Consider the following 23,979-nt stretch of genomic DNA (forward strand, 5'->3'; position numbering starts at 1 on the left):
GGCGCCCCTACATCCCCAGCCCATGGCAAGGAGACCCTCGGCATGAACGACAAGGTCAAAGCACTTTCCCGCAATATCGAGGCCATCTATCCCCTGGCTCCTATGCAGCAGGGGTTGCTGTTTCACAGCCTGATGCACCCGGGCAAGGGCATGTACCTGCTGCAGTACCGCCATGTGATGGTGCTGCCGCAACTCGACCTGCAGGCGTTCCGCCAGGCCTGGGCACAGGTGGTGGAGCGCCACGAGCTGCTGCGCACCTCCTTCGTCTGGAAGCAGCAGAAGCGGCCGATGCAGGTGGTGCACAAGCAGGTCGAACTGCCGATCAGCTATGAGGACTGGTCGGATATCGACGAGGCCGAGCAGCAGGGGCGTCTGGAGCATATGCTGGCCGAGGAGCGTCGCGAGGGGCTGGATTTCACCCAGGCACCGCTGATGCGTGTGCGCCTGTTCAAGCTGGCCCCGGACACCTACCAGTTCGTGCGCAGCTATCACCACATCCTCATGGATGCCTGGTGCTTCTCCATCATCATGATGGACTTTCTCGACGGTTACCGCGCCGCGCGTGAGGGGCGGCGTCTGGAGCTGCCCAAGCCACGCCCGTACCGCGACTTCATCCGCTGGCTGGAGCAGCAAAAGCCTGAGGATCATCAGGCCTTCTGGCAGCAGCGCCTGGCCGGTTTCGACACCCCCACCGAGTTCGGTTTCGGCCATCCTGGCCGCGTGATCGATGCGCCGGAGCCGGTGGAGGATTGCGTCGAGCACCTCAGCGTCGAGCAGACGCGGGGCCTGCAGCAGGCCGCCAGTGGTCTGGGCATCACCCTCAACACCCTGGTGCAGGGTGCCTGGGCCTTGGTGCTGGCGCGCTACAGCGGCAATCGTGACCTGCTGTTCGGCGTCACCGTGGCCGGGCGCCCGGTGCACATGCAGGGCATGGAGAGCATCGTCGGGCTGTTCATCAACAGCCTGCCGCTGCGCTGGAGCTGGCAACCGCAGCAGTCCCTCGGTGCCTGGCTCAAGGCCTTGCAGGCCGAGAACCTGAGCCTGCGCGAACATGAAAACGTGTCGCTGGCGCAGATCCAGAGCTGGAGCGAGGTACAGCGCCAGGACCTGTTCCAGAGCCTGTTCGTCTTTGAGAACGCGCCGATCTCCGCCAGCCTGCGCCAGGGCCAGTTGGACTACCTGATCAGCGACATGGCCAACCGCACCCACACCAACTATCCGGTGACCGTGGTGATCGTGCCCGGCGAGCGCCTGCACCTGCAGTTGACCTACCAGACCGACTGGTTCCTGCGCGAGGAAGTCGAGCAGATGCTGCGCCACTTCCGCACGCTGCTGCTGAACATGGGCGACAGCCTGGCCAGCGAGGCGGATATCCCGTTGCAACGCATCGCCATGCTTGATGCGGCGGAGATCGCCCAACAGCACGCCTGGGCCAGCGGTGACCTGGCGGCGGACGCGGCGCAACTGCAGCCGCTGTACGTCGAGCGCCTGCAACAGCAGGTGCGTCGTACCCCCGAGCGAATCGCCGTGGTGCATGGCGAGCACAGCCTGAGCTTCGATCAGTTGAACCGGGCGGCCAACCGACTGGCCCGTCATCTGCGAGCCAATGGGGTTCAGGACGGCGACCTGCTGGCGTTGCTCGATGAGCGTGGCCTCGACCTGGTGATAATGATCCTCGCCACACTCAAGGCTGGCGCCGGCTGGCTGCCCCTGGACCCGCGCAATCCGCCGCAACGCCTGGCCCAAGTGCTCACCCAGAGCCGTTCGCCGCTGCTGCTGCATGGCGTGGAGCAGGGTGAGCTTGCACAGCAGGCGCTCCAGCAGATGGCGCAGCCGCCGGCGGCGATCCGCTACGAGCCAGCGGCCCTGAGCGGCTACAGCGATGCCGACCTGGACATCCCCGTGCATGGCCTTTCGCTTGCCTACTGCATCTTCACCTCGGGCTCCACCGGCACGCCCAAGGGGGCGATGGTGGCCCATGCCGGCATGCTCAACAACATGATTGGCAAGTTGCCGGGCCTGGGCCTGAATGAAGATGACGTGATCGCCCAGAGCGCGCCGCAGTGCTTCGACATTTCCGTCTGGCAGACCCTCGCCGGCCTGGTGCTGGGGGCGCGCACGGTGATTCTCGGCGACTGCGTGATTCAGAACCCCGAGGCGCTGGCCGAGGCCATCGCTCGCCATGGCGTGAGCATTCTCGAAGCAGTGCCGTCGCTGATGCAGAGCCTGCTCGAGGCGGGCCTGGAGCGCACCGCACTGCGCTGGGTATTGGCCACTGGCGAGGCGCTGCCACCGTCGCTGGCGCGGCGCTGGTTCGAGCGCTACCCCGGCATCCCGCTGATGAACGCCTACGGGCCGGCCGAATGCTCCGACGACGTGGCCTTCCATCCGCTCACCGAGCGCCTGGCTGAGTCTCGCAGCAGTGTGCCGATTGGTCGCGCCACCCTGAACAACCGTCTGTACCTGCTCGATACTGATTTGCAACCGGTGCCGCGCGGTGCGGTGGGAGAAATCTTCGTCGCCGGCGTGGGGGTTGGCCGTGGCTATATGGCCGACCCGGCACGCACGGCGGCGGTGTTTTTGCCCGACCCCATCGCCAACGACGGCAGCCGCCTGTATCGCACCGGCGACCTGGCGCGTTTCCTGGCCAATGGCGAGCTGGAGTACGTCGGTCGTACCGACCACCAGGTGAAGATTCGCGGCCACCGTATCGAGCTGGACGAGATCGAAGCCTGCCTGACCCGTTACCCAGGCGTGCGTGAAGCGGTGCTGCTGGCCCGTGACGACCAGCAGCGCGCCAAGGTGCTGGTCGCCTACCTGGTGGCCGAGCCGCAGCCCTCCATCGAAGCGTTGCGCGAGTTCGTTACCGCCAACCTGCCGCCCTACATGCTGCCCAGCGCTTTCATGCTGCTCGAGCGCATGCCGCTCAACGCCAACGGCAAGATCGACCGCAAAGCCCTGCCGGCGCCCGACTTCGCCGCGCAGAGCGAGGCGCGCTACGTGGCGCCAAGCAGTGAGCTGCAAGCGCAGTTGGCCGAAGCCTGGCAGGGCGTGCTGGGGCTCGCGCGGGTCGGCATTCAGGATCACTTCTTCGAGCTGGGCGGGCATTCGCTGCTGGCCACGCAACTGATCGGCCAGATCGGCAAGCTTAGCGGCAAGGAACTGCCCCTGCGCGTGGTCTTCGAGCGCCCGACCATCGCCGCCATGGCCGAGTGGCTGGAACAACAGCAGCCCAGCGAGAAAACCACGCCGATGCGCCTGCCGCGTCCGCAGACCCTACCGCTGTCGTTTGCCCAGCAGCGCCTGTGGTTCCTCCAGCAACTGCAGCCGCAAAGCCCGGCCTACAACCTGGCCGGCGCGGTTCGCCTGAGCGGCGACCTGCATGTCGCTGACCTGCAGGCAGCTCTGCAGGCCCTGGTCGATCAGCACGAAGTCCTGCGTACCCGTTTTGTCAGCGACGGCGGTGAGCCTTCGCAGCTCATTCTCGCCAAGGCCGAGCTGGCCTTGCCGCTGATCGAGGTGGTCAGCGAGGCGCAGTTGCACGACCTGCTACGCCAGGACGCGATGACTCCGTTTGCCCTGGACAGCGCGCCGCTGCTGCGTGCCTGCCTGTATCGCCTCGGGCCGCAGGCGCACGTACTGGCGCTCAATTGCCACCATATCGTCGCCGATGGCTGGTCGCTGCAACTGATCATCGACGGTCTTTGCAGCCATTACCGCGAGCTGCGCCAGGGGCGTAAACCGGCGTTGGCCGAGGCGCCGATGCAGTACGCCGAATATGCCCTGTGGCAACGCCAGTGGATGGACAGCGCCGCCTGCCAGGACGAGCTGGCCTACTGGCGCGAGCAGTTGTCTGGCGAATTGCCGGTGCTCGAACTGGCCGCGGACTTCCCCCGGCCGGCCCATGCCAGCCAAGCCGGCGGGCGCGTCGAGCAACGCCTCCCGGATGCGCTGGCGGCGCGCCTGCGGGCATTCAGCGCGAGCCACGGCTGGAGCAACTTCATCCCCATGCTCTGCGCCTTCCAGCTGCTGCTGCGCAGCCGCAGTGGCGAGCACGACATCCTCGTCGGGGTGCCGGCCGCCAACCGCCATCACGCGGCGTTGCAGCCGCTGGTGGGCTGCTTCGTCAATACGCTGGTCTATCGCCAGAAGCTTTCCGGCACGGCCAGCCTGCTGAAACTGATGCGCGAGTTGCAGGCGCTGTCCGTGGCGGTGCAGTCGCATCAGGACCTGCCCTTCGACTACCTGATCGAACAGCTCGGCGTGGCCCGCCAGGTCAGCTACAACCCGTTGTTCCAAGCGATGTTCAACTACTTCCCGGGCCATGCCCTGGAGCGTTTCGACCTGACCGAGCTGATCGCCGAGCCGCTCGACAATCGCCCGGACAGCGCCCTGTGCGACCTGCATCTGGACGTGCGCGACAGCGAACACGGCATTGCCCTGAGCCTGCAGTACAGCAGCGAGCTGTTCCGTGAGCAGACCGCGCAGGCGATGCTCGAGCAGTATCTGGCGCTGCTCGATGCCGTGCTCGAACAACCGCAGCAGGTACTGGGCGAACTCGCCTGGCCGCCCGAGCAGCGCGCGCTGGCGCGCTTGCACGGTGAGCCTGTGGAGGGCCGGGAAGACATCCTGCAGGCCTTTGCACGGCAGGTCGCCGGGCAGCCTGAAGCCATCGCCGTACAGGCCGGCGAACGGCACCTGAGCTATGCCGAACTGAACCAGGCGGCCGAACAGCTGGCCGCTGCCTTGCAGGCCCGTGGCGTCGGCGCCGAAGATCGTGTGGCCCTGCGCCTGCCGCGCGATGCGCGGCTGCCCATGGCCATGTTAGCCATTCTCAAGGCTGGCGCCGCCTACGTGCCGCTGGCCGAGGACACCCCTGCCGAGCGCGGCCGTTACATCCTTGCCCATGCGCAGCCGCGGTTGTGCCTGACCAATGCCGAGGCCCTGGCGGAACTGGCAGAGTGGGGCAGTGCCGTCGAACTGCTGGATATCGATGCGCTGACCACCACCGAGTCCTACCGCGCGCCGAGCGTGCATATTGCCCAGCTCGCCTACGTGCTCTATACCTCGGGTTCCACCGGCCAGCCCAAGGGCGTGGCCATCGCCCGTGGCAACCTGATGAACCTCATGCTCGGCGTACAGCAGGTGCTGCCATTGACGGCGCAGGACAGGGTGCTGGCGCTGACCACAGCGACCTTCGATATCGCCATCGTCGAGCTGCTGCTACCGCTGAGTCGCGGGGCCAGCATCCTGCTCGCCGACCGTGAGCAGGCACGCGACCCGCAAGCCCTCGACCGCCTGATCGAGGCCGGCCAGCCGACGGTGATGCAGGCCACCCCAGCCACCTGGCGCATGTTGGTGGCGCACACCGGGCGCAGTTGGCAGGGCGTGCGCGCCATTTCCGGTGGCGAGGCCCTGCCGTGCGCGCTGGCCGAGGCCATGGAGCAGCGTGGTGCCCAGGTGATCAACGGTTATGGGCCGACCGAGGCCACCGTCTACAGCACCTTCGAGCCGCGTCAGGGCGAGAAGGGCGGGGTGGAGGTGCCGATCGGCCGGCCGGTGGTCAACACCGCCGCCTATGTGTTGGACGCCGACTTGCAACCCGTGGCTCCGGGCGTTTCCGGCGAGCTGTACCTGGCGGGTGCCAACCTGGGGCGTGGCTATTTCGCCGCACCTGCCCTGAGTGCGGTGAGCTTCCTGCCCGATCCTTTCGTGCCGGGGGCGCGCATGTACCGCACCGGCGACCGCGTGCGGCGCAACGCCAAAGGCAGCCTGGACTACCAGGGGCGCCTGGATTTCCAGGTCAAGCTGCGTGGCTTCCGTATCGAGCTGGGCGAGATCGAGGCCCTGCTGGCGCGGCTCACCGGGGTGCGGGAAGCGGCTGTGGTGCTGCTCGGCAGCGGCGACAGCGCGCGCCTGGTGGCTTACTACTCGGTGACGCAGGCGGCGGGTGCTGACGTGGGCGACGCCGCGCTACGCGTGCAACTGGCGCAGCACCTGCCGGATTACATGCTACCGAGCCAGTTCGTGCGTCTCGACAGCTTGCCGTTGAGCCCCAGTGGCAAAGTCGAACGCAAGGCGCTGCCGGCTCCACTCCAACATGAAGGTCAGCGCGACGGCGAGCTGAGCAAACCCTGGGAGGCGCAACTGGCCGGACTCTGGTGCGAGCTGCTCGGTTGCAACGCGGTTGGCGCAGGCGACAATTTCTTCGCCCTCGGCGGCCATTCGCTGCTGGCGGCACGGCTGGTGGCGCGCATCGCCGAGCGCTACGAGCGGCAACTGCCGCTGCGCAGCGTGTTCGAGTGCCCGACCCTGGGTGAACTGGCGGCCATCCTGGCCACGGCCGAGGGCGCAGGCGAGAGCATCCTGCGGGCATTCGGCGAGGCGCCGGCGCCGCTGCACTTCACCCAGCAGCGGCTGTGGTTCCTCGACCGCTTGCAGGGCGATACCCAGGCCTACCACCTGTCACTGGCCATGCACCTGCACGGTACGCTGCAAGCCGAAGTCCTGGAGCGCGCGCTGGCACAACTGGTGGAGCGCCAGCACAGCCTGCGCAGCGTGTTCAGCGAGACGCAAGCAGGCGCGCGGCAGCAGGTCGTGCAGTTGCACGGCACGCTGCTCAGCGTCGAGCCCTTGCAGCAGGATGTGCATTCGCCCGCCTTCGCCCGCACCTTGAGCGAGGAAGCGCAGCGCGCCTTCGACCTGAGCGCAACGCCGCTGTGGCGGGTGCGGCTGTATCAGGGCGAAGGTCAGAGCGTGCTGCAGGCCACCTTGCACCACATCATCGCCGACGCCCGCTCGCTGGAGATCTTCTTCGATGAGCTGCAACGTCTTTACCAGGCCGAGCTGGGCGCAACCCAGGCGGCGTTGGCGCCGCTGCAGCTGCAGTTCAGCGATGTCGCCGCCAGTTGGCAGACCCCTGCCGGGCAGGCACGCATTGAAGCGCAGCTGGACTACTGGCGGCAGGCCCTGGCCGGCGAACCGCCGGTGCTGGACCTGCCCACCGACCTGCCACGTCCTGCCGAGCAGGGCTACCACGGCCGGCGCCTGCGTTTCGAGTTGCCCGTCGAGTTGGTCGAGCGCCTGCGTGGCACCGCGCAGCGCCATGGCCTGACCGCCTTCGCGCCTCTGCTGGCAGCATGGAAAGTGCTGCTGGCCAGGCATTCGGGGCAGCGTGAGCTGTGGATCGGCCTGCCGGTGGCGCAGCGTCAGCAGGCGCACACCGACAACCTCATCGGCTATTTCGCCAGCACGCAGGTGCTGCGTAGCCAGATCGATCCACTGCAATCGGTGGCGTCGTTCTGGCAGGCGTTGCAAGCCACCCACCTGACCGCGCAGCAGCACGGCGACGTGCCCTTCGAACGGCTGGTGGAGGCTTTGCAGGTACGCCGCGATCTCAGCCATACGCCGCTGTTCCAGGCGCTGTTCAACCTGATCCAGCGCGATGACGTGGCGGCGGTCGGCCAGGGTTTTGCCGGCCTGCCGGCGCAGCGCCTGGATGTCGAGAGCGACAGCGCCCTGGTGGACATCGGCCTGCATATCGAGCAGCACGGCAGCGCCTGGCACTGCGTGCTGGAGTACAACACCGAGCTGTTCGTCGCCAGCACCATGCAACGCTACGCCGACGAGTACTGTCACCTGCTCGACGGCATGCTGGCGCGGCCCGAGGCGCCGCTGTGGGATATCGACCTGGCGAATGCCGATCATGCCCTGACACGCCGTACGTGGAACCTGCCAGCGCATGCGCTGAGCGAGACGCAGGATCTGATCGCGCGCTTCGAGCGCCAGGCCCTGCACACCCCGGATGCGCTGGCCGTGGATTGCCAGGAGCAACGCTACAGCTATGCCCAGCTCAATGCCCTGAGCAACCGCCTGGCCCACTGGCTGCGCGCCCAGGGTGTCGGCTGCGACGATCTGGTCGCGCTGTGCCTGACCCGTGGCCCCTGGCTGCTGCCCAGCATCCTGGCGATCCACAAGGCGGGCGCGGCCTACTTGCCGCTGGATCCGCAGCAACCGGGCGAACGGCTGCGCTTCATCATCGAGCATGCGCGGCCGCAGCTGGTGCTCAGTGAGCAGGCCTGCGCCGACGTACTCGGCAGTGTCGACAGCCTGGCCGTCGACCACCTGCCGCTGGACGAACAGCCAGCGCACGACCTGGCATTACCGGTGGCGCCGCTGCAGCGGGCCTACGTGATCTACACCTCGGGCTCCACCGGCACACCGAAGGGCGTACAGGTCACCCGTGGCAACCTGAGCAACCTGCTTGCCGGCCTCGACCGCCAGTTGCCGCTGACGGCCGAGGACGTCTGGCTGGCCAGCACCACCTACGCCTTCGATATGTGCAAGCCGGAGCTGTTCCTGCCGCTGCTCAAGGGTGCGAGCATCCTCCTGGCGCGCCGCGAGCAGGTGGTCGATGGTCATCGCCTGTTCGATCTGCTGCGCCGTGCCACGGTGTTCCAAGCCACCCCAGCCGGCTGGCAGATCCTGCTGGAAACCGGACGTGACGACTGGCCGGTTCTGCGCGGCCTGATCGGCGGCGAAGCAGTGCCGGCCGAACTGGTGAGTGCGCTGCAGGCCAAGGGGGTGAGGCTGATCAACGCCTATGGCCCGACGGAAACCACCGTCTGGTCGACCACCCAGGCGCTGCGGGAAGTACCGCCCGGTGTCGCCGATATTGGCATGCCGCTGCTCAACACCCGTTGCTACGTACTCGACGAATGCCTGCGGCCAGTGCCGCTGGGCAGCACCGGCGAGCTGTATATCGCGGGCAGCGGGGTGACCCGTGGTTACCAGCGGGCGCCGGCGATCACCGCAGCGGCGTACCTGCCCGATCCGTTCGCCAGCGAGCCTGGCAGCCGCATGTACCGCACCGGCGATTTGGTGCGCCGACGCACCGATGGGCGCCTGGCCTATGTCGGACGCGCCGATTTCCAGGTCAAGGTGCGTGGTTTCCGCATCGAGCCGGGGGAGATCGAATCGCTGCTGCGCCGTTATCCCGGCGTGGACGAGGCGGTGGTCATGCTCGATGCGCGCAGCCACAACCTGTTCGCCTGGCTGCAGGCCGCGAGCCCGGTCGACGAGGTGGCGCTGCGCCGTCATCTGGAAAGCCTGCTGCCCGCGTACATGGTGCCGGCCGGCTTCATCCAGGTGCAGCGTTTCGCCCTTAATGCCAACGGCAAGATCGACCGCAAGGCCCTGCCGGCGCCGCAAGCGCAGGCAGAGCAAGGCGTGGCCCCGCGTACGGCGCTGGAGCACGAACTGGCCGAACTGTGGCAGGAGCTACTCGACCTGCCGCAGGTCGGCGTGCTCACCAGCTTTTTCGAGCTCGGTGGCCATTCGCTGCTGGCGATGCGCCTGATGACCCGGGTGGAGAGCCGCTTCGGCGTCAAGGTCGAACTGCGCAGCCTGTTCCACAACCCGACCATTGCCGGCCTGGCCGAACAGATCGAAAACCCGCAGCGGCCTTCGACCGACCAGGCACTGGATGAGATGCAGCGTTTGCTGGCAGAGATGGAAGACTGAAGATGAATGCGACCAACCAACAGGCCTTTGTCGAGATCGCCCAGCGCCTGGCCTCACTGCCGGCGGACAAGAAGCAACTGTTCCGTCAGCGCCTGGCCGAGAAGGGCATCGATAGCTGGCGCCTGCCCATCGTCCCGGCCGCTGGCAGGGAGGGTGCAGCGGTGCCGCTGGCCCATGCGCAACTGCGTTTTCTCTCGGCCGAGGCCCTGAGCAGCCGTGCGCTGTACAACCTCTGCTCGGTGCTGCGCTTCGATGGCCGTCTGGATCTGGCGTGCCTGCAGCAGGCCATGCAGCAACTGGTGGAGCGACACACGATCCTGCGCACTCGCTACGTGGCCGATGCCCGAGGCCACTTGCAGGCGCACTGCGAGCCCTGGACGGCGGGCCTGCCGGCGGTCGAGCCGTTACCCCGCGAGGCGCTTGCCGACCCGCAGCAATGGTGCGCCGACGAGTACGCCCGGCAACTGGCCGAGCCTTTCGACCTGAGCCGCGAGGTGCCCTGGCGCTGGCGCGTGTTCAGCGACGCCGAGCAGGGCAGCACCTGGCTGTTCTTCACCATCCACCACGTCGCCTACGACGCGTGGTCGGCCCAGCAACTGACCCGCGAGCTGGCCGAGGGCTACCGTGCCTCGAGCCTGGGCGCGCCAGCCCAGTTGCCGCCGCTCGACATCCAGTACGCCGACTATGCCGCCTGGGAGCATGAGTGGCTGGCCAGCGACGCCTGCCGCCAGCAACTCGATTACTGGTGCAGCCAGTTGGCCGATGCGCCCGGTCCGCTGGCCTTGCCCTTCGATCATCCGCGTCCGCCCGCGAACCAGCGCCGTCATAGCGGCGCGGTACGGGTGCGCGAACTGCCAGCTGACTTGTCGGCGCAGGTGGATGGGGCCATCCGCGAGCAGGGCGTGACCCTGTATATCTTTGGCCTGACCGCCTTTGCCTGGCTGCTGGCGCGCTACAGCGGCGAGCGTGACCTGTGCCTGGGTACTTCGGTGGCGCAACGCGATCGCCCCGAGCTGGCGCCGCTGATCGGGCCGCTGCTCAACACCCTGGTGATTCGCCAGCGCCTGGAGGACGACCCGGACTTTCGCAGCGCCCTGCTGCGCACCCGCGACAGCGTGGCGGCAGCGTTCGACCAGCAGACCCTGCCGTATGAAAAGATCCTCGAAGCCCTCGACCGGCCGCGTTCCGGCCCGTTGTTCCAGGCCATGTTCGTGCAGGTCGAATTACCCGAAAGCCGCACCCTGAGCCTTCCGGGGGTAAGCGTCGAGGTGCTCGACCCGCCGCAGCGCCATGCCCGTTTCGATCTCACACTGCGTCTGCTGCGTTGCGCCGACCAGCGCCTGCGCTGCGAGCTGGAATACAGCGACGAGTTGTTCGAGGCGGCCACCATTGAGCAACTGCTCGACGATCTGCAGGCCATCCTGCAGGAGGCATCAGTCAATCCCGGGCAGCGGTTGTCGGCACTGCGCCTCGCCTCGCCGGGCAGCGAACTGCATGGCCCCGCGCTGGGCGCCAGCCCTGAGCCGCTGGATCGACAGGTGCAGCAGTGGGCCACGCGCACGCCGCAAGCACCCGCCCTGTGCGATACGCGGCAGTCGCTGGCCTACGGCGATCTGGCCAATGCCGTACAGGCACTGGCGCTGCGCCTGGCCGAGCAGAGCGTCGGCCCCGGCCAGGTAGTCGCCCTGTGTATGCCGCGCAGCGCCGAGCAGGTGCTGGCGATGTTGGCCTGCTGGCAACGTGGTGCGACCTGCCTGTTCCTCGACCCGGCGCAGCCCGTGCAGCGCTTGCAGCAACTGCTTGAAAGCAGCGCGGCGAGCCTGCTGCTGACCCTGGCCGAGGCGCCAGCGCTGAACGGCGCGGTCGCGCGTCTGCAACTGAGCGCCGCCGATCTCGCCGCGCCCGCACCGTGCCAGCCTGTGCCCAGCCTTAGCCAGCCTGAGCAGGCCGCGTACCTGATCTACACCTCGGGCTCCACCGGCCAGCCCAAGGGCGTGCTGGTCAGCCATGCCAACCTGGCGCATTACGCCGCCGCCGTCAGCCAGCGCCTGCAGGCCAGCGCCAGCAGCCGTTGGGCGACCCTGGCCACGGTCGCCGCCGACCTCGGCCTGACCTGCGTCTTCGCCGCCTTGCACTCAGGTGATCCGCTGATCCTGCCGGAGGCCGCGCTGGCCTTCGATCCACCAGGTTGGGCCGATTTCCTGGCCCAACATCCCGTGGACTGCCTGAAGATCGCCCCCTCGCATTTGCGTGGCCTGCTGGCGCTGGACGATGCCCGGCGGGTACTGCCGCGGCAGTTGCTGATCCTGGGCGGTGAAGGCTTCGATGCGGCGCTGTTCGCCCGCATCCGCGAACTGGCGCCGCAGCTGCGCGTGTTCAACCACTACGGCCCGTCGGAAACCACCGTCGGTGTGGTTTGTGGCGAGGTGACGGAGGCCGGGCAGGGCGCTTACCTGCCGCTGGGCCAACCATTGGCCGGTGCCGAGCTGCGGATCGTCGATGCGGCGGGCCAGCCCGTGCCGCGCGGCGTGGCGGGCGAGTTGCTGATCGGCGGCCCTCAGGTCGCGCTGGGCTACCTTGGCCAGCCGCACGTCACTGCCGCCGCCTTCATCGATGACGCAGGGCGGCGTTTCTACCGCAGCGGTGATCGGGTACGCCTGGATCACCATGGGCGTCTGGCGTTCCTCGGGCGCCAGGACGATCAGGTGAAGATTCGCGGTTTCCGCGTCGAGCCCGGTGAGGTCAGTACCTGGCTGAGCCGGCAAGCGCGGGTACGCGAAGCCGCTGTGCTGGCACGCGAGATTCAGGGGCGCATGCAACTGGTGGCCTATCTCGCGCCGCGCCTGACCCCGGACGAACTGAGCGCCATCCAGGCGCAGGCCCGGGCGCAATTGCCCGAACCGCTGCAGCCGGCGTACTGGTCGAGCCTGGACGCCTTGCCGCTGACCGCCAATGGCAAGCTGGATCGCCGCGCCTTGCCCGAGCCTGAAACTAACGTGGCGGTGGATGAGGGCGGGCAGGCGCCCCAGGGCGTCAGCGAGCAATTGCTGGCCCGGCTGTGGTGCCAGGTGCTCGGCTGCGCCGCGGTCACTCGCCAGGACGATTTCTTCGCCCTCGGCGGCGATTCGATTCTCAGCTTGCAACTGATCGGCCTGGCCGCACGCGAAGGGCTCCGTCTGCAGCCGCGCGACGTGCTGGAACAGCCGACCCTGGCGGCCATGGCAGCAAGTGCCGACTGCCGCGCACAGCCGCGTCTGGCCAGTATTCTGGCGGCCTTCCGCGAACTGCTGGGCCAGCCGCAACTGGGGCTGGACGACGACTTCTTCGCTGCTGGTGGCGATTCGATTCTCAGCCTGCAACTGATCGCCCGGCTGCGCCAGGCCGACCTGCGCCTGATGCCGCGCCAGTTGCTGGAAAACCCCACGCCGCGGCAACTGGCGGCCGCTCTGGAGCCAGCGCCTGCCACCCGCAGCGAGCCGGCAGAGGCGTCGCCAGCGTTGGCCAGTGCCGTGGCGCGGCTATCCCATGCCCAGGAGCGGCTGTGGTTCATGCAGCAGCTCGAACCCGACACCACTGCCTACAACGTCACGCAACTGCTGGTCTTGCAGGGTGAATTGCACGTGCCACGCTTGCGCAGCGCCTGCCTGAGCCTGATCGAACGTCACGAAGCCCTGCGTTGCCGCTTCTTCGAGGACAACGGGCAGGTGCGTCAGCGCCTGGTGGAGGCGCCCGAGGCCAGCTTCGCCCTGCACGATTTGCGTGCATCGCCGGCGGATGCACGGGAGGCAGCGATTGCCCTGGCCGCGCAGCGGGTCTTCGACCTGGCCCAGGGGCCGCTGGTGGCCATTGACTTGTTCCAGTTCGCTGAAGACGACTATCGCCTGCTGTTCAACGCCCACCATATCGCCGTGGACGGCTGGTCCATGGGACTGCTGGTGCAGGATCTGGCCGCCCTCTACGAGGGCCGTCAGCCCGCGCCCAGAACGGGCCTTTTGCAAGTGATCGAAGCGCAGCGCCAGACGCTGGAAGGGGAGGCCGGCCAGGTACTGCTCGATTACTGGCAGCAGCGCCTGCAGGGCTTGAGTGACGAGCCGCTGGCCCTCAGCGAAAGCCCGCGCCCGGCAGTGCAGGCGTATGCCGGCGCGCGTGAGCAGTTCCCGTTGCCAGGCGAGCTGACCTCGGCAATCGCGGCCCGTGCCAAGCAGCTTGGGGTGACCCCCTTCGTGCTGTATTTCGCCGCGCAGCAGCTGCTGCTCTGGAAACACGCCGGGCGCCGCGATTTCGCCATCGGCCTGCCGGTATCCGGGCGTGACGCGGCGGACAGCCAGGCGCTGGTCGGTCTGTTCGTCAACACCCTGGCGTATCGCGTGCAGCTTGATGAGCTGGAAAGCCTGGAGCGTTTTCTGCAGCGCCTTGGCCAACGCCTGGCGGATGACCGGGTCCATGAGCAATTGCCGTTCGAGCGCCTGCTCGACGTGCTCGAGGTCGAGCGCAGCCTCGACCGCACGCCATTGTTCCAGGCCATGTTCAACTACCAGGTGGATCACCTCGGCGAGCGCAATCTGCAACTGCCGGGCGTCACGGTAGCGCCCCTGGCATTGCCGCAGGGGGCAATCAGCGCCAAGTTCGACCTGACCTTCAACCTGTTCAGCCAGGGCCGCGGCGATGAGGCCAGCAGCCAATTGATAGTCGAGTACGCCACCGCGCTGTTCGACCCGGCCCGCATTCAGTGCCTGGTGGACGATTACCTGGGCGTGCTGTCCAGCTTGGCGCATCTCGATCTGCAGCAGCCGCTGCTGGCGCTGCCACTGCGGTCGGTACAACGCCTGCACAGCGGGGGCGAATCTGCCGAGCTGGACATCGAGGCGGATTTCGTGACCCGCTTCGAGGTTCAGGCCGCCTTGCATCCCGAGCGCACCGCGGTGTTCTGCCGCGACCGACAACTGAGCTACGGGCAGTTGCAGGCACAGGCCAACCAGCTTGCGCACTGGTTGTTGGCGCAAGGTGTGACGGCGGAATCCACGATCGCCTTCTGCCTGCCGCGCGACGAGCGCCTGCTGGTTTGCCTGCTGGGCATCCAGAAGGCCGGGGCGCAGTACCTGCCGCTCGATCCAAGCCATCCGCCTGCGCGGCAGGCGGCCATTGTGCAGCGGGCACGGCCGCATCTGCTGTTGTGCGACCTTCAGGATGAGCATTTCCCGGCCACGTTGCGCTGCCAGCTCTGGCGGGACCTGGCGTTACAGGCGCAGCCGGCCGATGCACCGGCGCTGCCGAGGCACCTGCAGCAACTGGCCTACACGCTCTACACCTCCGGCTCCACCGGGCAGCCCAAGGGCGTGCAGATCAGCCGGGGCAACTTTGCCAACTTCCTGCTGGCCATGGAGCGCGCCTTGCCGCTGGAGGGCGTGCAGCGCTACCTGGCGCTGACCACCGTGACGTTCGATATCAGCGGCCTGGAACTGTGCCTGCCGTTGGTGCGCGGCGGTAGCGTGGTGCTCGCCGATGACGAGCAGCGCCAGGACCCGCTGCTGCTGGCGCAGTTGATACGTGAGCGGGCGGTGGAACTGATCCAGGCCACCCCGGCGACCTGGGCGATGCTGCTGCAGGGGGATCGCCAGGTGCTGGCCGGGCAGGTCGCCCTGGCCGGCGGCGAGGCCCTGGCGGCGGAAATGGCCAGCGAGCTGCAGCAGCTCGTCGGCTGCCTGATCAACGTCTACGGGCCGACCGAAACCAGCGTCTGGTCGACCCAGACGTTGGTGGAGGAGCTACATCAGCCGGTTGTGCCAATTGGCCGGCCGCTGCTCAACACGCGCTGCCATGTGCTCGACGAGTTCCTCTGTGAGGTTCCACCAGGCCGTGCCGGCGAGCTGTATATCGCAGGCCTTGGACTGGCCCGTGGATATGCCGGGCAGCCGGCGCTGAGCGCCGAGCGTTTCATCGCCGACCCGTTCGGCGGCGCTGGCGGGCGCCTGTACCGCACCGGCGATGTGGCCCGCTGGCAGGCCGATGGGCAGTTGTATTACCTGGGCCGCAGCGACGATCAGATCAAGCTGCGCGGCTTCCGTATCGAGCTGGGCGAGATCGAGGCGGCGCTGCTCGGTCACCCGGGGGTCGCCCAGGCGGTGGTGGCGGTGCAGGGTGAGCACCTGGCCGCGTTCTGGGTTGCCAGTCTGTCTGGCGAGCCGAGCGCAGACGAGCTGCGTGAACATCTGCAGGCACGTCTGCCGGTGTATATGCTGCCAACTCATCTGCAAGCGCTGCCAGAATTGCCGCTCAACAGCAATGGCAAGGTGGATCGCCAGCAATTGCCGCAGTTGCGCAACCAGCAGCAGGCGGCAGCAGGCAGCGCGCAGCGGCCGCTGAGCGCCAGCGAGACCCTGCTGAGGGAGATCTGGGGCCAGGTGCTGCAGCTCGAGCAGGTGCCGCTCGATGGGCATTTCTTCCAACTCGGCGGACACTCGCTGATGGCCGCGCAGGTGCGTTCGCGGCTGCGCGAGCAGGGGTTCGAGGTGCCGCTGCGCTGGCTGTTCGAGACGCCTTCGCTGACGGAGCTGGCGACGCGCCTGGAAACCCAGGCCACCGCCATCGACCCGGCTGGATTGAACATCGCGCGGGTCGATCAGCACATCGACCAGCCGCTGTCACCTGCGCAGCAACGGGTCTGGCTGATGCAGCAACTGCAGCCGAGCGACAGCAGCTTCAACATGAGCAGCAACGTGCGCCTTCGGGGTGCCCTTGATACCCAGGCGTTGCAGCGGGCCTTGCAGCGTGTGGTAAGGCGCCATGCGATCCTGCGCACCACCTACCATCAGCAGCAGGGCGAGGCGCGCCAGCGCATCCAGGCGGATTTTGCGTTGACGCTGCAACTGGCGACCGTGAGCCAGGCGCAGTGGGCGCAGGCTGAACATGAGATGGCCGCGCGCCCGTTCGACCTGAGCGTTGAGGCACCGCTGCGCGCGGTGCTGTATCGCCTGTACGAGCAGGAACATGTGCTGCAACTGGTGCTGCACCATATCGCCTCCGACGGCTGGTCCGGCTCGGTGCTGATCGGTGAGCTGGTCGAAGGCTACGAGGCCTACAGCCAGGGCCGGCTGCCCGTGGAGCGCGAACTGGCGATCCAGTACGTCGACTATGCCGCCTGGCAGGTTTCAGCGGCGCTGCGCGCCCGTCAGCGCCAGGGCCAGCAGTTCTGGCAACGTACCCTGTCCGGCGTACCGAGCCAGGTGCCGTTGCCGTTCGACTTCCCACGCGGCGAGCGCGATAACAGTGGTGGTGCGGCCTTGGACTTCCAGTTGCCAGCGGCGACGCTGGCACGCCTGGAGGCCTTGCAGCGTGAGAGCGGCTTATCGCTGTTCATGTTGCTGCTGACTGTCTATGCCGCCGTGCTGCAGCGCGAGACCCAGGGCCGCGACCTGGTCATCGGCACCGACGTGGCCAACCGCGAACACCCGGCGACCGAGGCGCTGATCGGCTTCTTCGTCAACCTGCTGGCGTTGCGCATTCGCCTGCAACCGGAGCTCAGCTTCCGTGAGCAGGCGGCATTGGTGCGCGATGTCTGCCTGGATGCCTTCGCCTGGCAGGACACCCCGTTCGACCAGGTGGTGGAATGTCTCGACCTGCCGCGTGGGGCCAACCAGCATCCGCTGCTGCAGACCCTTTTCGTACTGGACAACACGCCGCGTCAGCCGCGCCGCCTAGGCAATCTCGAGGTCACGCCGGTGAGCCGTGAACAACAACACTCCAAGTTCGACATGGCGCTGTTCGCCACTGCCGACGGCGATGCCCTCAGCCTGCGCTGGGTGTATCGCACCAGCCTGTTCCGCCCAGCCACCATCGAGCGTTTGCGCGACAGCTTCCTGGCGCTGCTCGAGGCTGCGCTGGGTGCGCCGGACAGCCCCATCGATGCCTTATCTCTGCCTTCCAAGGGAGCTGCTGCCATGTCCACCACCACGGGCAACCCGCTGCAACGCAAAATGAGCAAGCTCGGCAAGCTGCGCCAGAATGGCCCGGCTGCCGCGGCCACACCGATCGAAACCCGGCCGCTGCGTGCCGGATCCAGCTTCCCCCTGCTGGTGCAACTGCGCGAGCGCGAGCTGGCCCCCGCCGTGTGGGCCGAGGCCCATCGCGAGCAGGTGGAAAGCTGGCTGCGCGAGCACGGCGGGATTATTTTTCGTGGTTTCGATCTGCCGACCCCGGCGGACTTCGAGCAGTTCTGCCAGGCATTGTGCCCGGAGCTGTACGGCCAGTATGGCGATCTGCCGAAGAAGGAGGGCGGCAACAAGATCTACAAGTCCACGCCCTATCCGAAGGACCGCATGATCATGTTCCACAATGAGAGCGCTCACCAACATCGCTGGCCGCGCCGGCAGTGGTTCTATTGCGAGACGCCGGCCACCAGCGGCGGGGCCACGCCCATCGTCGACAGCCGTGAGGTGTACCGCGAGCTGCCGGCCTGGCTGCAGGTCAAGCTGCGTTGCAAGCAACTGATGTACGTGCGCAATTTCAGCGCCAGCCTGGATGTCAGCTGGCAGCACTTCTTCCAGACTGAAGAGCGTGCTGAGGCCGAGCGCATCTGCCATGAGGGCGGGATCGAGTTCGAGTGGCGCGGCGCCAACGAATTGCACACGCGCCAGGTGTGTCCGGCGGTGATCCTCCACCCGCTGACCGGCGATGCCAGCTTCTTCAACCAGATCCAGCTCTACCATCCGGCGTTTCTCGATGCCGATATCCGTGAGCAGTTCCTCAAGGGGCGCGATAGCGTCATGCCCCGGCAGGTGTTCTACGGTGATGGCAGCGAACTGGAAGAGGCCGCCATCGAGGCGATCAATGCCGCTTACGAGCGTTGTGCGGTGCGCTTCGACTGGCAGCGCGGCGACGTGGTGATGCTCGACAACATGCTCGCCGCCCATGCCCGCGACCCCTTCGAGGGCGATCGGCGCATCGTCGTCGCCATGGGCGATATCTATCGCCGCGATCAGGTCGCGGCCGCACCGGCGACGGCTGAGGAAAACGCTCTGGAGATGACACCATGATGGATCTTGGCCTGCCTCTTTCCCCGGCCCAGAAGCAATTGGCCGAGGCCAACCCGCAGGCGTACCGCTGGGTGCGCATGACGCTCGCCGGCGTTGCGCCAGAGCGGGTCGAACAGCGTCTGCGTGACGCCCTGGGCCAACACGATGCGCTGCGCCTGCGCTATCAGCGCCCGCTCGGCGCCACTGGCCTGCGCCAGCGCGTGGCCGAGCCGGGCGAGTTGCGCCTGGACTGGCACCAGGCGGGTGCCGGCACCGATGCGGCGGCCTGGCAGCGCGACGCCCAGGCCCAGTGCCTGGCGCAGCAGCCCGACCTGCTGGCCTGGTGGCGCGACGAGCAGCTATGGCTGGCGCTGCCGGCCTGCTCGCTGGACCTGCACAGCCTCGAGCAACTGCGGCGTGAGCTGCTGGGGCAGGGCGCGGCACTGGAGGCCGAGCCGATGCAGTACAGCGACTACGCCGAGTGGATCGCCGGCCTGCAACTGGACGAGGACGCCGAGCAGGGCGCGCAGTTCTGGCGCAACCTGGCCCTGCAGGAGGTGCCGGGGCTGCGCCTGATCGAGCGCTATGGCATGGCCAGCGGTGCCCGTGGCTGCGTGCAGCAGGCGCTGGAACCTGCACTGTGCAGTTCCGTGCAGGCACTGGCCGGGAGCGAGGCTTTGGCCATCGAACCACTCGCCCTGGCAGCCTGGGGCGCCTTGCTCGGCCGCCTGAACGGTCAGCGCCATGCGCAGTTGGGCCTGCAGCACGACCCGCGTGACGACTATGAGGAGCTGCAGGGCGCCTACGGGCTGTTCGAGCAAACGCTGCCCATGCAGGTGCATTTGTCCGAGCACGCCAGTTGGGTCAGTCTGGCCCGGCAGCTGGCCCGGCAACTGGAAAACGCCGTGCTCTGGCAGGAGTACCTCGGCCAGGCCGAGCTGCTGCCGGAGTGGCGTGCCAGCTATCAGGCCGGGCTGCGCGTGCAGCATCTGGCCGAGGTACAGGCGCTGCAGGCCTTGTCCTTCGACACACCGGTGGAACTGCAACTGCACTGGCTGCTGGATGAATCCGGCCAGGGCCAGTTGGCGCTGGTGTACGACACCGGGTTGTATCGCCGTGAGCAGATGCAGCTCTTGCTGCGCCGTTACGTGCACTGGATCGGCCAACTGCTGCAGGCGCCGCAAGCGCCGCTGGACGGCCTGGATACCTTGCTGGCGGAGGAGGGGCAGCCCACAGTGGCTGGCGGGGAACTGCCAACGGACGTCGATATCGTCGAGCGATTCCGTGCCCATGCGCGCCACCAGCCGCACAGTCCGGCGCTGCGCGATGGCCGGCGGCTGTTGTCCTATGCCGAGGTGGATGAACTGAGCGAACGGGTGGCCGGTAGCTTGCAGCAGGCCGGCGTTGGCCCTGACCAAGTGGTGGCGCTGCTGCTGCCGCGTGGCGCGCAGATGCTGGTCGCCATGCTTGCCTGCTTCAAGGCCGGCGCGGCCTATCTGCCGCTGGACCCGGCGCTGCCACCGCTGCGTCTGACCAGCATTCTCGAGGATGCCAAACCTGCTGTTCTGCTGCATCTGGATGAGTCGAGCCTGATCTGCGAGGTGCCCAGCCTGGCCTGGTCGGAGGCCAGCAGCGCTGCACCACTCGCCGCGCCTGTGGCCAGCGCGCCGCAGCACCTGGCCTATGTGCTTTACACCTCGGGCACCAGCGGCAAGCCCAAGGGCGTGCAGATCGAGCAGGGGCAGCTACGCCACTACGCGAGCCAGATCACTCACGCGCTGGATTTGCCGGCAGGTGGTCATTACGGGCTGGTGTCGTCGCTGCTCGCCGACCTGGGCAATACCGTGCTGTACCCGGCGTGGCTGCAGGGGGGCTGTGTGCACCTGCTGAGCCAGGCCAGCGTCACCGATGCGCAGGCCTTCGCCGAGGAGCTGCGCGATCATCCGCTGGATGTGCTGAAGATCGTTCCATCGCACCTCGAGGCCTTGATCGGCGAGCATCCGCTGGAGGGTGTGCTGCCGCGTCAGGTGCTGGTGCTTGGCGGCGAAGCGGTGGGTGAGAGCCTGCTGGCGCGGCTGGCAGCGGCAGGGTCTGGTTGCCGCCTGTACAACCACTACGGGCCGAGCGAAACCACGGTCGGCGTGCTCTGGCGGGCCATCGACAGCGAGCAGGGGGCGAGCGGCACGGCCCTTGACCAGGTGCTCGGCAACAACCGCATCTATCTGCTCGACGAACAACAGCGCCCCGTGCCTTGCGGGCAGGCGGGCGAGTTGTGCGTGGCCGGGGCCAGTGTCGGCCGTGGCTACCTGGGGGATGTCGGCAGTTCGGCATTCGGCCAAGACCCGCGGTCCGGCGCACGCCTGTATCGCACCGGTGATCTGGCGTTGCGCCAGGCCGATGGCGCCTTGCGCATTCTCGGGCGCAATGATCAGCAGGTGAAGATTCGCGGTTTTCGTCTGGAACTGGCGGAGGTCGAACAGGCGTTGCGCAACCTGCCGGGTGTGGAGCAGGCGGCGGTGTTGCTTGATGGTGAGCGCTTGTTGGCCTTCGTTGTGGAGGAGCCAGGGCAGAGCCGGGCCGCGGACCTGCTGCGCGACGATTTGGCCCAACAACTGCCGGACTACATGCTGCCCGCCGGCATCTTCGCCCTGAAAGCCCTGCCGCTGACCAGCAATGGCAAACTCGATCGGCAGGCGCTGCTGGAGCGTGCCCGGCAGCGCCTGCAAGGTGCGCGGGTGGCCCCGGTCGGCGAACTGGAAAGTGCCGTGCTGGAAATCTGGTGCCGCGTGTTGGGTGTCGAGGATCTCGGCGTGACCGACAACTTCTTCGCCACGGGCGGGCATTCCCTGGCGGCGATCAAGGTGGTGGCACTGATTCGCGAACAATTGGGGCTCAACCCGCCAACTAATCTGCTGTTCGAGCGGCAGACCGTGCGCGAACTGGTGCAGAGCCTCGATCAGGGCGCGAATAGTGAGGGCTGGCAGGTACTGAACGACGTGGCCGGTGAGGCGCCGGCCTTGCTCCTGGTACATGGCGCGGAGGGTCACCTGAAAGACTACCGACCGTTGGTGGCGCAACTTGGCGAACAGCAGGCCGTTTATGGTCTGGCGGCATTTGGCGAGGGTTGGGAAAGCAAGGATCTGGGCAGGCTGCTGCAGCGCTATGTGCAGAGCATTCCTGAGTCGCTCAAGCAGCGGCCGCTGGTGGTACTGGGCTGGTGCCTGGCTTCGCGCCTGGCGCTGCTGTTGATTGCGCACCTACAGTCAGCCGGTTTCACCATCAAGGCCTTGGCGACGGTGGATCATGATCCGCAGCGCAGCCTTGCTGGCGACGGCGACGAGGGTGGCCAGTTGCTCGCCGACTTGGTGTTCCTGTGTCGCAGCCGTTCACGGCCGCTTGGCGATACGTTGCGCGAGCGTCTGGCCCGGCAACTGGTCGATTGCGATTATGCCGAGGGGGTGACCCGCATGCTGGCCGACGCCGAGGTGCGTGAGCACCTGCAATCCCACGGCGCTGATGCCGAGTTGCAGGCTGTGATGGTGCGCTACCGGGCGATCAAGACGCGCCTTTACGAACAGACCTTACCGGTGGTCGACGTGCCCATCTGGTTGTGGCGCAGCAATGCCCACGGTGATCTGCGCACCTCCTGGCAGGCGCACACGCGCAAGGCGCTGCATGATTGGAGCCTGGATGTCGGCCATCATGCGATCGTTGCCGAACCGCGTCTGAGTGCGGATCTGATGTCCTTGCTAGCGCCAAGCATTGCGCCGCAACACCCAGCCGAGAAGGTGTCGAACTGATGATGTTATTGAAGGAACTGCTGCATGATGCGCGCTGGCGCATTTTTCTGGCGGTGCTGTGCAGTGCCTTGAGTGCGGCCAGCAGCATCGGCCTGATCGGCTATATCAACCGCAGCCTGGAGCAGGGACTGGATGACCTGAGCCAGGCGCTGGCGCTGTTCGCCGGCCTGCTGTTGCTGCTGTTCGTCAGCGGCACCCTGGCCCAGTGGCTGCTGGTGCAGATTGGCCATCGCCTGGTCTATCAGTTGCGCCTGCGTTTGGTGGGCAAGGTGTTGGGCACCGCCCTGGAGCGCATTGAGCGACTGGGCAGCCCGCGCATCTACAACGCGCTGACCAAGGATGTGACCACCGTGGCCACGGCCTTCAAGCAATTGCCGATCTCGCTGTACAACGGCTTGCTGCTGCTGGCTGGCCTGGCTTACATGGCTTGGCTGAGCCTGCCCTTCTTCGCCCTGACCCTGGCGGTGATCGCCTTCGGCGTGCTGATAGACGTGCTGCTCGGGCGCAAGGTCAAGCGCCTGATGCAGCAGGTGCGGCAGCAGGACGACCGGTTGACCGAGCAGTTCGAGGCAACCATTAACGGTCGCTGCGAACTGGCCTTGAGCCGGGAGCGTCGGCAGATGCTGTACAACCAGCGCCTGGAGCCGATCGCGCAGGCCTCGCTGCAGGCCTCGGTACGCGCCGATACCCTGTGGGCGATCAACCTGAACTGGACGTCGCTGCTGGTGTTCGTGTTGATCGGTACGCTGTTCTTCCTCGGTCAGGGCCTCGGGCTGCTGAGCCAGCAGGTGGTGATGGGTTACGTGTTGGCGATCATGTTCCTGCGTACGCCGATCTCGATGATCCTCGATGCCGTGCCGGCGGTGATCCGCGGCCATGTGGCCTTGCAGGCCATCGATGACCTGGCCCTGGGCGAGACGGTGCACTTCACCTTGCCGCCCAAGGCTGCCGAGCCTTTCCGTGAGTTGCGCCTGAGCAACGTGCAATACCACTACCCCGGGCAGAGCGACGAATTCGCCTTCCAGCTGGGGCCCATCGATCTGCACGTTCGCCGTGGCGAACTGATCTTTATCGTCGGCGGCAATGGCAGCGGCAAGTCGACCCTGGCCAAATTGCTGACCGGGCTCTACCAGCCAGGCGAGGGGACGGTCGCGCTCAATGGCGTGACGCTGGACGTCTCGAACAGCGAGTGGCACCGCGAGCATTTCGCGGCAATCTTCGCCGACTTCTATCTGTTCGCCGATGTGCTCGGTGAGAACGGCCAGCTCGATGGGCTGGAGGAGCGGGTCGATCACTATCTGCAACGCTTGGGGCTGTCGCACAAAGTCCAGTTCGTCGAGGGACGCCTGTCTACCACAGCCCTTTCACAGGGGCAGCGCAAGCGCCTGGCCCTGCTGTTGCTGATGATGGAGGGGCGCGAGGTGCTGCTGCTCGACGAATGGGCGGCGGACCAGGACCCGGTGTTCCGCCACGTGTTCTACCACGAGCTGCTGCCCGAGTTGCAGGCGGCCGGAAAAACGGTCATCGCCATCACTCACGATGACCGCTACTTCGACGTGGCCGATCGCATCTACCGGCTTGATTACGGCCAGTTGGTGGACTATGACCACACCAGCGAGAAGCCTTTCCAGTTGGTCAGGTAGCCG

At 67.0% G+C, this 23,979-nt stretch carries 4 protein-coding genes; all 4 read left to right on the forward strand.

Annotation, left to right across the window (positions count from 1 at the left end; all coding sequences use genetic code 11):
* Nucleotides 1-42 precede the first annotated feature (42 nt).
* The 4 genes from AO064_RS13120 to AO064_RS13135 are packed head-to-tail and all read left to right on the forward strand — an operon-like array spanning nucleotide 43 to nucleotide 23,976.
* Nucleotides 43-9,522, forward strand: a complete 9,480-nt coding sequence (locus AO064_RS13120; RefSeq protein WP_122256148.1) for a non-ribosomal peptide synthetase — start codon at nucleotides 43-45, stop codon at nucleotides 9,520-9,522.
* A gap of 2 nt (nucleotides 9,523-9,524) precedes the next feature.
* Nucleotides 9,525-18,554, forward strand: a complete 9,030-nt coding sequence (locus tag AO064_RS13125; RefSeq protein ID WP_064053594.1) for a non-ribosomal peptide synthetase — start codon at nucleotides 9,525-9,527, stop codon at nucleotides 18,552-18,554.
* Nucleotides 18,551-22,333, forward strand: a complete 3,783-nt coding sequence (locus AO064_RS13130) for a non-ribosomal peptide synthetase (RefSeq protein WP_064053595.1) — start codon at nucleotides 18,551-18,553, stop codon at nucleotides 22,331-22,333. Before AO064_RS13125 ends, AO064_RS13130 begins: the two co-directional genes overlap by 4 nt.
* On the forward strand, nucleotides 22,333-23,976 hold the full coding sequence (locus AO064_RS13135) for a cyclic peptide export ABC transporter (RefSeq protein ID WP_064053596.1): 1,644 nt from the start codon (nucleotides 22,333-22,335) through the stop codon (nucleotides 23,974-23,976). The genes AO064_RS13130 and AO064_RS13135 overlap by 1 nt, the downstream gene beginning before the upstream one ends.
* Nucleotides 23,977-23,979: the final 3 nt, after the last annotated feature.

It is taken from the genome of Pseudomonas marginalis, from assembly GCF_001645105.1.
Lineage (GTDB): Bacteria > Pseudomonadota > Gammaproteobacteria > Pseudomonadales > Pseudomonadaceae > Aquipseudomonas > Aquipseudomonas petroselini.

Bases quoted from the DNA above. Each gene is read 5' to 3' on its own strand.
- AO064_RS13120 (WP_122256148.1), top strand. From the start codon at position 43: ATGAACGACAAGGTCAAAGCACTTTCCCGCAATATCGAGGCCATCTAT.
- AO064_RS13125 (WP_064053594.1), top strand. From the start codon at position 9,525: ATGAATGCGACCAACCAACAGGCCTTTGTCGAGATCGCCCAGCGCCTG.
- AO064_RS13130 (WP_064053595.1), top strand. From the start codon at position 18,551: ATGATGGATCTTGGCCTGCCTCTTTCCCCGGCCCAGAAGCAATTGGCC.
- AO064_RS13135 (WP_064053596.1), top strand. From the start codon at position 22,333: ATGATGTTATTGAAGGAACTGCTGCATGATGCGCGCTGGCGCATTTTT.